General features: G+C 61.7%; 8 protein-coding genes. 5 read left to right on the forward strand and 3 right to left on the reverse strand.

Annotated elements, in window-relative coordinates:
* Window positions 1-41: 41 nt before the first annotated feature.
* On the reverse strand, window positions 42-1157 hold the full coding sequence (locus tag C4J87_RS11480) for a Gfo/Idh/MocA family protein (protein WP_124366873.1): 1116 nt from the start codon (window positions 1155-1157) through the stop codon (window positions 42-44).
* Complete coding sequence (locus C4J87_RS11485) at window positions 1150-1353, reverse strand: hypothetical protein (protein WP_124366874.1); 204 nt, start codon at window positions 1351-1353, stop codon at window positions 1150-1152. The genes C4J87_RS11480 and C4J87_RS11485 overlap by 8 nt, the downstream gene beginning before the upstream one ends.
* A gap of 179 nt (window positions 1354-1532) precedes the next feature.
* On the opposite strand from C4J87_RS11485, the gene C4J87_RS11490 reads away from it, so the two are divergent.
* Both C4J87_RS11490 and C4J87_RS11495 read left to right on the forward strand, forming a co-directional pair.
* Entirely contained in the window at window positions 1533-2585 is a 1053-nt protein-coding gene (locus tag C4J87_RS11490; protein ID WP_177412813.1) for a YCF48-related protein, read from the forward strand.
* A gap of 16 nt (window positions 2586-2601) precedes the next feature.
* The gene (locus tag C4J87_RS11495; protein ID WP_124362662.1) at window positions 2602-4977 is read left to right on the forward strand and encodes an RND family transporter; all 2376 of its coding nucleotides are present in this window, start codon (window positions 2602-2604) and stop codon (window positions 4975-4977) included.
* Window positions 4978-5041: 64 nt separating this feature from the next.
* On the opposite strand, the gene C4J87_RS11500 is transcribed toward C4J87_RS11495, so the two are convergent.
* Entirely contained in the window at window positions 5042-9919 is a 4878-nt protein-coding gene (locus tag C4J87_RS11500; protein ID WP_256680044.1) for a dermonecrotic toxin domain-containing protein, read from the reverse strand.
* Between the two features lie 155 nt (window positions 9920-10074).
* On the opposite strand from C4J87_RS11500, the gene C4J87_RS11505 reads away from it, so the two are divergent.
* From C4J87_RS11505 to C4J87_RS11515, 3 genes are all read left to right on the forward strand, one after another.
* The gene (locus C4J87_RS11505) at window positions 10075-10365 is read left to right on the forward strand and encodes a DUF5629 family protein (RefSeq protein WP_124366877.1); all 291 of its coding nucleotides are present in this window, start codon (window positions 10075-10077) and stop codon (window positions 10363-10365) included.
* Entirely contained in the window at window positions 10352-11527 is a 1176-nt protein-coding gene (locus tag C4J87_RS11510) for a lactonase family protein (RefSeq protein WP_124366878.1), read from the forward strand. The genes C4J87_RS11505 and C4J87_RS11510 overlap by 14 nt, the downstream gene beginning before the upstream one ends.
* A gap of 156 nt (window positions 11528-11683) precedes the next feature.
* On the forward strand, window positions 11684-11863 hold the full coding sequence (locus C4J87_RS11515) for a hypothetical protein (RefSeq protein ID WP_124366879.1): 180 nt from the start codon (window positions 11684-11686) through the stop codon (window positions 11861-11863).
* Window positions 11864-11866 lie beyond the last annotated feature (3 nt).

Consider the following 11866-nt stretch of genomic DNA (forward strand, 5'->3'; position numbering starts at 1 on the left):
ACTGCGATCAACTGTGGGAGGGGGCAAGCCCCCTCCCACATTTAGATTGAGTTCACGTTGACCCAGCGTGCTTCCTGGGCGGCCACTCGAATCGCCGTCGCCAGCCGCTCCACCGCCCACGCCGCTTCAAAATCGGTGCCATCCGCACCTTGCCCCGCCAGCGCCATGATCAGTTCATGAACCTCCAGCGTCTTCAACTCGTTGTACCCCAACTGGTGGCCCGCCGCCGGGCTGAACGCGGCATAGCCGGGCAGGGCCGGGCCGGCGAGCAAGCGCTGGAAGCCATCCTGGCCGGCTCGGCACAGGCGCAGTTCGTTCAAGCGCTCCTGATCGAACGCCAGCGTGCCCAGGGTCCCGCTGATTTCGAAGCTCAGGTGATTCTTATAGCCATGCTTGAGCCAACTGCTGCTCACCGTGCCGCGCGCGCCGTTGGCAAAACGCAACAGGGCATGCACCTGGTCATCCACCGCGATGCTCTTGAGTTCATGGCTGCCTTTGAGGGCCGGTCGTTGAGCGTGGACGGTGTGGGTATCGGCGCACACGCTGGCCACATCGCCCACCAGGTAATGGGCCATCGACAGCAAATGGCTGCCCAGGTCCGCCAGCGCGCCGCCAGCGTGTCCTACCTCGCAGCGCCACGACCAGGGCGAGGCCGGGTCGGCCATGAAGTCTTCGCTGAATTCGCCCTGGAAACTGATGATCTCGCCAAGCTCGCCCCTGGCAATCATCTGTCGCGCCAGCACGATCATCGGGTTGTGCTGGTAGTTGTAGCCCACGCGCGTCACCACCCCGGCCGCGCTGGCAGCTCGACGCATGGCATCGGCCTGTTCCAGGCTGACGGCCAGCGGCTTCTCGCAATACACCGCCTTGCCGGCCGCAATCGCAGCCATGGCCATCGGGTAGTGGAGGTGGTTGGGGGTCGTGATGGCCACGACATCGACCTTGGGATCGTCGATCAGCGCCTGCCAGTCGGCGTGGGCCTGGGCAAACCCCCAGGCGCTGGCGCAACGCTGCGCGCGCTCGGCGTCGGCATCGGCCAGGGCCGCCAGTGTGAGCGTGACGGGCAGTTCGAACACCGCCCGAGCGTTGTTGAACGCCAGCGCGTGGGCGCGCCCCATGAAGCCTGTGCCGATCAAGCCGATTCCGAGTTCACGCATCGCCGTGGTCCTTTGGATTATTGTTTTCAGGAAGCGTATTGATGGAATAAATATTCTCAAAATTCAATAGATGGAATAAAAATTCATTATCCCGCATGGCGGCCTGATCGTTCCCACGCTCCGCGTGGTAACGCCGCCAGAGACGCTCCGCGTCCCATAACATCATCATTTGAGCTGATGCAGCTATATTCACCATGTGGCCAAACGCCGCCAGTAACAAAAGATAACGTAGCGCCGATTGTCAGACGATTCCAAAGCCCGATAGGATGGCCCGTGCTTGCGCCAGGCGCTCTAGATTGCAGGTTTCAGAGCCCCGCGCAAAGCAACACGACCTAACAATAATAAATGGGAGAAAGGTCTATGAGTGAGCCTGTCATGGGTTGGGTTGTTTGCCGCCCACGCGCCGCACGCAAGCTTGCGTTGCTGGCCACAGCGCTCTCGCTGTTTGGCGCCGTTGCGTTACCCAGCGTCGTCCACGCCGCCAGCGATACCCCCGCCGCAGCGGTGTTTGCGATTGAATCCCCGAAGGCCGCCAAAGGCCTGATGATTGACGTGGTCCACGCCGGCCAGCGCCTGGTGGCGGTGGGGGATCGCGGGCATATCCTCTATTCCGATGACCAGGGCAGCACCTGGACCCAAGCCAAAGTCCCCACCCGGCAGTTGCTCACGGCGGTGTTCTTCGTCGATGCCAGCCACGGCTGGGCGGTCGGCCATGATGCGCAAATACTCGCCAGCAGCGACGGCGGCGCCAGCTGGACCCAGCAATACCAGGACCTCAAGCGCGAAGCGCCGTTGCTCGACGTATGGTTCAACGACGCCAATCACGGCCTGGCCGTGGGCGCCTACGGCGCGCTGATCGAGACCACCGACGGCGGCCAGACCTGGGAAGACGTCAGCGACCGCCTCGACAACGAAGACCAGTTCCACCTCAACGCCATCGCCTCCATCAAGGACGCCGGCCTGTTTATCGTCGGTGAGCAGGGCAGCATGTTCCGCTCCAGCGACGACGGCCAGACCTGGGAAAAACTCGAAGGCCCCTATGAGGGCTCATTGTTTGGCGTGATCGGCACCGCTCAAGCGCAAACGCTGTTGGCCTACGGCCTGCGCGGCAACCTGTACCGTTCCACCGATTTTGGCAGCACCTGGGAGCCCGTCGAATTGAACGCGGCGCGGGGCGCGCTGGAGTTCGGGTTGTCCGGCGCGACCTTGCTGGAGGATGGTGCCATCGTCGTCGTCGGCAATGGCGGCAGCGTGGTGGTCAGCCATGACGACGGCCAGACCTTCAGCGTGTTCAACCGCCCGGACCGTATCTCACTCTCGGCGGTCACTGCGGCCGGCAACGGCAACTTGGTCCTGGTCGGGCAGGGCGGCGTTCGCGTCGCTACCGCCACCGGCGCCGAACCGCTCCTAAATAAAGAGCCAAAATAAGAAGAAGGCGGGAAATATGAGCAGTCATCACAACGATAAAGCGACCTTTCTTGAGCGCCTGATCTTCAATAACCGCCCGGCAGTGATCGTCATCTGCCTGCTGGTGAGTATCTTCCTGTTCTGGCAAGCGACCTTGATTCGCCCGTCCACCAGCTTTGAAAAGATGATTCCCCTCAAGCACCCCTTCATCGAAAAGATGATGGAACACCGCAACGATTTGGCCAACCTGGGCAACACCGTGCGCATCTCGGTGGAAGCCAAGGACGGCGACATTTTCACGAAGGAGTACATGGAGACCCTGCGCCAGATCAACGACGAGGTGTTCTACATCTCCGGCGTCGACCGCTCGGGCCTCAAGTCGTTGTGGAGCCCCAGCGTGCGCTGGACCGAAGTGACCGAAGAAGGCTTCGCCGGCGGTGAAGTGATCCCGCAAAGCTACAACGGCTCGCCGCAAAGCCTCGACCAGTTGCGCAACAACGTGCTCAAGTCCGGCCAGGTCGGGCGGCTGGTGGCCAACGACTTCAAGTCGAGCATCGTCGATATCCCACTGCTGGAGTCCTACCCGGACCCGCAGGACCAAGGCAAGTTGCTGGCCCTGGATTACCGCAAGTTCTCCCATGAACTCGAAGACAAGATCCGCGACAAGTTCGAAGCGCAGAACCCCAACGTCAAGATCCACATCGTGGGCTTCGCCAAGAAAGTCGGTGATCTGATCGATGGCCTGGTGATGGTGGTGCTGTTCTTCGGCATCGCCTTCGTCATCACCCTGATCCTGCTGCTGTGGTTTACCAACTGCCTGCGCAGCACCGTCGCGGTGCTCAGCACCACGTTGGTGGCGGTGGTCTGGCAGCTCGGGCTGATGCACTTCTTCGGCTTCGGGCTGGACCCGTATTCGATGCTGGTGCCGTTCCTGATCTTCGCCATCGGCATCTCCCACGGGGTGCAGAAGATCAACGGGATCGCCCTGCAGTCGAGTGAGGCAGACAACGCCCTGACCGCCGCGCGGCGCACCTTCCGGCAACTGTTCCTGCCGGGGATGATCGCGATCCTCGCCGATGCCGTGGGCTTTATCACCTTGCTGATCATCGACATCGGCGTGATCCGCGAACTGGCGATCGGCGCGTCCATCGGCGTGGCGGTGATCGTGTTCACCAACCTGATCCTGCTGCCGGTGGCGATTTCCTATGTCGGCATCAGCCCGCGGGCCATCGCCCGGAGCAAGAAGGACGCGAACCGCGAACATCCGTTCTGGCGCCTGCTGTCGAACTTCGCCAACCCGAAAATCGCGCCCATCTCCATCGCCCTGGCAGTGCTCGCCTTCGGCGGCGGCCTCTGGTACAGCCAGAACCTCAAGATCGGCGACCTCGACCAGGGCGCGCCGGAACTGCGCCCCGACTCACGTTACAACAAAGACAACAACTTCATCATCAGCAACTATTCGACCAGCTCCGACGTGCTGGTGGTGATGGTCAAGACCCGCGCCGAAGGCTGCTCGCGCTATGAAGCCATGGCGCCGATCGACCAGTTGATGTGGAAAATGCAGAACACCGAGGGCGTGCAGTCGGCGATCTCGCTGGTCACTGTGTCCAAGCAGATGATCAAAGGCATGAACGAGGGCAACCTGAAATGGGAAACCCTGTCGCGCAACCCCGACGTGCTGAACAACTCCATCGCCCGCGCCGATGGCCTGTACAACAACAATTGCTCCCTCGCGCCGGTGCTGGTGTTCCTCAACGACCACAAGGCTGAGACCCTCGACCGCGCCGTGCATGCGGTGCAGGACTTCGCCAAGGAGAACAACAAGGACGGTCTGGAATTCATCCTCGCCGCCGGTAACGCCGGGATCGAGGCGGCCACCAACGAGGTGATCAAGGAGTCGGAGCTGACCATCCTGATCCTGGTGTACCTGTGCGTGGCGACCATGTGCATGATCACTTTCCGCTCCTGGGCGGCGACCCTGTGCATCGTGCTGCCCCTGGTGCTGACCTCGGTGCTGGGCAATGCGCTGATGGCGTTCATGGGCATCGGCGTCAAGGTTGCGACCTTGCCGGTGGTGGCGCTGGGCGTAGGGATCGGCGTGGACTACGGCATCTACATCTACAGCCGCCTGGAAAGCTTCCTGCGCGCGGGCTTGCCGTTGCAGGAAGCCTATTACCAGACGCTCAAGTCCACCGGTAAAGCCGTGCTGTTTACCGGTTTGTGCCTGGCCATCGGCGTGTGCACCTGGATCTTCTCGGCCATCAAGTTCCAGGCTGACATGGGCCTGATGCTGACTTTCATGCTGTTGTGGAACATGTTCGGTGCACTGTGGCTGCTGCCGGCACTGGCGCGGTTCCTGATCAAGCCCGAGAAGCTCGCGGGGCAGAAGGGCAACTCGCTGTTTGCCCACTGATTGCCCGAGCGACATAAAAAGACCGCAGCCTTGGCTGCGGTCTTTGCGCATCAGGGGACGCCGGTCAGTGCGGCGCAGGTGCGATGGCTAAGAACAGTTGATCCTGAGGCGGCGCGATCAGCACATAGAGGATCTTCCTGACAGGTTCCGCCCCCGGCTCCTGCTGGCTCTTCAATCGCGCCTGCACATGCGCCTTGAGCAGGTCCTTCTGGGTGAATTTACGCTGGTCGGCAAGTTTCAGGTGCGCACGGGTATAGCGGGCGGGCGGCATGTTGGCTGCCGCATAGTGAAAATGGGCATACCACAACACGCTCGGCGGTTTTTGAGCTTTGTCATACACCGCGTACTCGGTGAAAAAATCGCCGCTGAGGGTAGGGCGCTGTGGATCGGCCGGGCTGGTCAGGTTGATGTCGATCTGCTGGTGCCGCCACAGGTAATCGAGGCTTTCCAGTGTCGGCCACTGCTGTTTGTAAGCGGCGCTGCAGACCTCCTGCGCCTTTCGCTGCATGTCCCTGGCTTCTGCCCGGTACTCGTCGATCAAGCCCTGGGCCGAGGGTTGGCCGGCGTGTTCCCGTGCAATCTCATCGGCAAGCTCGGTGAGCTTGCCGGCCTGGTCGCTGAGCAGTTCATCCCAGTCGCCGGGGTTGACCGCTTGCCGAGTGCCGGGAGATTCCAGCTCTTGCTGTTGAGCGCTGATGACACGTTCGATACCGGCGCGCTGCTGGAGCAGTATCTGGCCTTCGCGCTTGAGTATCGCCAGTGGACGGGCCTGGGCTGGCGGTTGCGGCGCGGCCGCGAGGTCTTCGGCGATGTCTACCCATTCGCCGGCCTGCTCGCGAAACGAGGCGACGGCTTGCCCGGTAGCCGGGTCGGTGATGATGAAGTGCTCGCGGTTGATGTGGCCATCGGCCGGCTTGAGGTCGCCGACGAGGTATTTTCTTCTACGGGTTTTAAAGATGCGTTTGGTCGGCGCTTTCGGGCGCAGGTTTTTTAATCGCGACTGTTCTACTTCCAGTTCCTCCTGCCTGCGGACCACGGCCTCCAGTTCGTTTTCGGCAAGGGTGCGGACATCTCGCAGTTCATTCACAAGCCGCTCGGCCATCGGGCGCAAGCGTGCCGGGTTGATCAGTTTGAGCGCCTCGATCGCCGTCTCATAACGGCGGTATTGCTCGAGCACGGTGTTGTACACCTGGTGCTGTTCATCAAGGGGAAAGCCGCTGCTGCTGCGTACTTCGATGTGAGACAGCAGCGCCTGGCTCAGGCTGGAATGGTCGGCATGCTGCCTATACAGCGCTTCCTGCGGCGACCTTTCAGTGGCCGACAGCTCAATGGCCACCCACGACAACGGGATCAGCGCGTTGATTTTCAGGCTCTCGGGGAAAAAGTGCTGTGGGTGCGCGATCATTGCCAGCAACTCTTCACGTATCGCACGACCCGCCACTGAGTCCTGTTCCAACAGCTCCAGTGTGGTCTCCATGCCGCGGGTGCCCACGGCCATGCGTCGCTGGATATCGGCCAACGCGATGGATTTGGCCGTGTGTTCATCATAGGGCGCAGCGTTGCCGAGCAGTTTTTCCAGCATCATGCGTTCAGACAGATGACGCATCGGCTCGCCACTGTCGCTGAATTGAAGCGTGTCTGACCAAAAACCCAGGTAGGTATGGATTGCCAGTTGTTCGTCCCAGAGCGTTCTCAAGGTTTTTGCCCGGTCCTGAACGTGACTGCCGGCGCCGCCGTACTTTTCCAGGTCCTGGCCGACCTTGACCAGTTCATGGCGTGCCGGCAGCAACTGCGTGTGTCGTTCCTGCAGCGTTTCCAGCAGCGTTTCATAGTGGGCACGCAGCGTTGCGTAGCTTTGCATTTCGCGCTGATGACGGGTTTCAAGGGTCGATTTTTGCGGGCCGGTTGCACTGTCCAGAAGCTTCCAGACCAGCTTTAACGTCGCGGCCTGTTTGGTCAGGTCGGCGTGGGCGGTGCGCATTCGAACCAGGGAGGCGCGAAGTTCGGTCATCGGTGGCGTGAGCTCGATGCCAAGCGCTTGCATCCGCACTTGTAGCTGCTCGGTTTTGCGGCGGTTTTCCACACGCAAGGTCGCAAGGCGCTTGGGACCTCCACCGCTCAGTTTCAGTCCGCGATCCAGGCTCCAATGCCCATTGCCGTCGGTTCTAAGCTTGACGCCAGGGTGGTCGGGTTTGTCGGGATGAATGATGAATACCTCGCCAACGCCTGGAACGACCCTGACCCGAAAGAACAGGCCGCCCACCGAGGCGTGCCAGAGGTTGTCGACCTTGAACAAACCTTTGAGGTTGCCCAGCGCAACGGCGACCGGCAGCGGCTCGGGCCAGGGCACGTTGACCTCGAGGAGTTTTTCCAGCAGGCGCGCCGAGGCGCTGTCGCCGGCCAGGGAGCGGTCAAAGTCCAGCAGGGTTCGGCCTCCACCGGGTGGCTCGGAGGGCAGGCCAACCACGCCGCGTTCGATCACCGCAGGGCTGGCCTGTGCACGCCTCAACGGCGGGCGTGGCGGGGATTCGATAACGGGGCTGCCTGGCGCTTCGGTCGCCAGCCCATGGTGCAGCAAGACCATGCCGATGTTGAGCAGCAGGTCGACCCATGCCAACTCCCTGGCAATCGGGTCTGCACTTTCCAGCGCCGGCAGGTCCTGCCTGAGGCCCATCGCCAGTTGCATGAGCCATCCGACGACCGCCAGGGGGCCGCGCACCAGCATCAACAAGGTGTTGAAGCCCAGTTGCACACCTTCCAGGATCAGCGCCCAGCGGCTTTCAGCATTGGAGGTTGACTCGCGGTCGGCCTGCTCCAGAAGTTGACGGGCTTCGCAGACGAACAGGTATTGCATCAGTTGGCCGCTGTTCAGCGCCTGCAGGATCGGGTCGTTACTTTCATCATTGGCCGGTGCCAGCGTCGCCGGTTTCGGCACCTCAGGCAATGGATCGAATTCCGAGCCTATACCGCCGATACGCACATAGTGCGGCTGATTAAACCCCCCATTGCTGTAAATGGCCCTGGCGTCGTCCGCGAGCCAGGCCAGTACGCTGTCCTGCAGGGCGCCGGGCTGGGCGATGGCCGCCAGCAACGCGTCGCGGCCGGCAAACTCCAGCAAAGATTCGCCATAGGCCGGCCGGTAGAGCAGGTGCGGACCGGACTGCCCATTGCGCGGTTCGATAATGAACATGTTCTGCACCACATCAGCCTTGGCCCCAGGCTTGCGTTGAAAGGCCAGCGCGCGCATGACGATTTCATCGTTGTCGACCCAGCGCTCCGCACGCTCGGTGCCGACGACTGCCTGGACGCAACGAAAGCCACGTCGCGTAAGCCCCGCCTCAGCCTTTATCAGGTGTTCCAGCGCCTGGGTTTTCAGCTCGACAGGCCGTTGCCCGCAGAACAGGCGTTCGCGCCGTTCGGCCTCTTCGGTGCCGCTGAGCAACGCCTGTTGAATATAGACGGGGTAGTTGCGGCCGATATCCACCCGTTGGATCAGTTGCAGCAGGTACGCCGGGGTCAGCCAGGCTTCAAGCTCGCGGCCACCGGTATGGCGTAATGTCATGCGGCCGCTGGGTCTTCCCGACAGGTTTTTCAGGGCCAGGTCGACCAGGCTCATGGACACGTGCTGAATGTAGCCACCTTGCAACGTGCCGACGGGCACATCGAAGGTCAGCTCCAGGTCTTCGGCCTTGTACAGCGCGTGTTCAAGGTCCGTGCAACTGCGTGTGCCCAGCATCACGGCATTGCGCTCCAGGCACAGTTGGTGATTCAAGTGGCTGGCGGCATAGGTGCGGATATCCTCCAGCCCATCCAGGTAGCCCGCGCCCTGCGTCAGGCGCCTGAGGTTGGCCTGTTCGATCAGGCATTGGCGATAGCTGAAGCGGTCGGCGGGTGAGGCGCCGCGCAGCCAGTCGGGGAGGGCGGCCTGGATCGGCGACAAGCTATCGATCGGCGTGAGCGGCGCGCGGGCAAACCACGAGGCCGGGTTGGTGGTCGACTCGAACAGCTGTTGCGCGGCGTCTATGGAGCTGGCGCGAGGCAGTTGTATCGCGGCGAGATCCTCCAGTTGCCGGTTGAGCACCAGCGCCGCTTGAACCTCGAATATATCGCCGTCCGGCTCGTAGCGGTGCCAGGTGATCTTGTCGGCGCTGAACTGCCGTGACAGGCGCTCGCCCCATGCCTGGCCGAAGGCGTCGAGGCTGGCGTAGGACTCGACCTGGCCGGACACGGCACACAACCATACGCGCTGGCCACCGACCACGAGCAGATCGCTGGACTGCACGGTCAAGGTGGTGGCTTCCCGCACCAGGTGCGTTTCCAGGGTGTAGGCATGGATCGAATTGTCGGGCCATGGCAGGCCCGCCCTGGCTTCACGAGTAGGGTAGTTGGCCAACGTGCTGAGTATTTGCAGTTGTTGGGCATCCTCGCCGGACTGACGAATCGCCGAGGTCCTCAGCACGCCTTGCAGCAAACTGGCCAGCCATCGCCAGCGACTGCCGCCGGCCTCGCTGTCCTGGTCCCAGTATTCGGTCAGTGCATCCTGATACCCCACAAACAGAATCAAGGGCAGTTCGCGTATCACCGCTTCGACGGCGCGCACGTCATAGCTGGAAGGCTCACCGGTCGGCGGGACGAGGCGGGTGCCGGTGGCGTCACTCAGGTAACCATCCAGGTTGTCGCGCACGGACAGGTCGGGGAGGCTGCCGTCGGCAATATGCTTGAGGGCCACCTCCAGCAGCGGATGCAGGCCCCGGCCTCCGCCGTCACGGGGCAGCGCCAGGCAAAGATCGGAGAGGGGCTTGGGCAGGTGCGGGAAGCGTTCCTTCAAGGTGTAGGTCAGCATCTGGGTCACGACTGAGCGCAGGGATGGGCGCGTGCGAAACTGCGTCTCCACTGCTTTTTGCAGAATGTTTTCAGCCGGAGGTGTCGGGGTGGTTGGCACGGGAGTCATCCTTTACGTGGGTTAGCTATGCCCTCGTAAAGTAATGGCAGCCACGGGCGTGATGCGGTAACCGACTACCGCTTGGCCATGGGAAACGGGAAAGACGCAGGGGATTGGCCTATCATCAGCGTTTTTTCCAGCGATGAATGATCCCGATGACTGCCAACGCCCTGCTTACTGAACTTCAAAACTGCGACATGCTCGAAATCGATGGGCTGCATGCCTTTGATTTCAGGCTCGAGGATCAACAGTTACTGATCAAGAGCATGGACGGCCGGGCCGAGAAACGTTGGGCGTTCAGCCTGGTGCAAGTACAGGCCGCGACCTTTGATGACGCCTTGCAAAGCTGGACCCTCACCGGTGATTCGGGCGAGCACCGCCTGGTGTGCATGGCCGCCTTCACCGGCAACAATAACGACGAGGAAGACGAGCATGATGATGCGTAAATTCTGGCCGCTGCTGATGGCCGGCAGTGTGGGGGCGATGTCGGTGCAGGCTGCACCGGCTGACACCTTTGAATTGTTGGTGGGCAGCTACACCGCTGGCGCCAGCGAAGGTATTTATCGCCTGCAATTCGACAGTCGCACTGGCCAGTTCCAGGGCAAGCCGGTACTGGCAGCGAAGGCTGACAACCCTTCGTGGCTGACGGTCTCCAAAGACCAGAAGCACCTGTTTGTGGTCAATGAAAACGGTCCCGGCCAGCAAGACCCGGTCGGTCGCGTCAGCAGCTACAGCATCGACCCGAAGAATCATCAGCTCACCCTGATCAATCAGGTGCAGAGCCTGGGTAACGAGCCGACCCATTCGAGCATCGCTGCGGATGGGCGTTACCTGTTCGTCGCCAATTATTCGGTGGTGGAAGACCCGGGCGGCAGCCTGGCAATCCTGCCGGTGGACGCTACCGGCAAACTGTCGGCACCGGTGCAGTTGAGCGGGCACCCGGCCAGTCGCGTCAACCCCGAGCGCCAGGCCTCCAACCACGTGCACTCAGTGGTGTCTTCGCCGGATGGCAAGTACGTGTTTGTGCAGGACCTGGGGGCGGACAAGGTATTTGCCTACCATTACGACCCCAAGGCCAATCACGAATTGCCGCTGACCCCGGCCAACCAGGCATCGGTGCAATTGCCGCCGGGCAGCGGCCCACGTCACCTGCTGTTCAGCGCCGATGGCAAGCACGCCTGGCTGACCACCGAGATGAGCGCGCAGGTCGCGGTGTTCGATTATGCCGACGGCAAGCTCACCCAGACCCAGTTGGTCGACTACGCCGCCGGGCAACCGGTGTCCGATAAGGCCGGCGCCGCCGTGCATGCGTCCAGTGACGGCAAGTTCCTGTATGTGAGCAATCGCGGCACCGCCAACCAGATCATCGTGTTTGGCGTAGACCCGGCCACCGCCCACCTCAAAGAGCTGCAGCGCCGCAGCGTGGAAGGCGACCACCCGCGCGAGTTCAGCCTCGACCCGAGCGGCAAGTTCCTGCTGATCGCCAACCAGAAGAGCAACGAAATCGTGGTGCTCGAACGTGACCCCAACACCGGCCTGCTGGGTAAAATCGTGCAGAAATTGCCGATCGATGCCCCCAGCGACCTCAAGTTCCTGGTGCGTCAATAAGCCACAGGCCCCGCAACGCGGGGCCTGACCCTAAGTATTAATTCCATTGATGACGGCTACTGTTTCAAAGCATTTCTAAGGTTCAGCCCCCGGGCGTAAGTTTGGTTCCAAGGCCTTCCCAGGCCACTCAACCAAACGCACACAAGGGTTACCGACATGAATCTGAACCTCTTCTCCATCATCGCCGCTTCCGCTGTTTCCGCCACCGTGGCCTTGCCTGCCAACGCCAGCGTGGACGTCGCCGGGAAAAAATCCAGCACCAGCGCCTACACCCAGAAATACCTGCAACAGAGCGCCAACTTTTATGCGGCGCTGGATCACAAGACCCAGGGCTAACAC

Source organism: Pseudomonas sp. R1-43-08, assembly GCF_003852255.1.
GTDB lineage: Bacteria > Pseudomonadota > Gammaproteobacteria > Pseudomonadales > Pseudomonadaceae > Aquipseudomonas.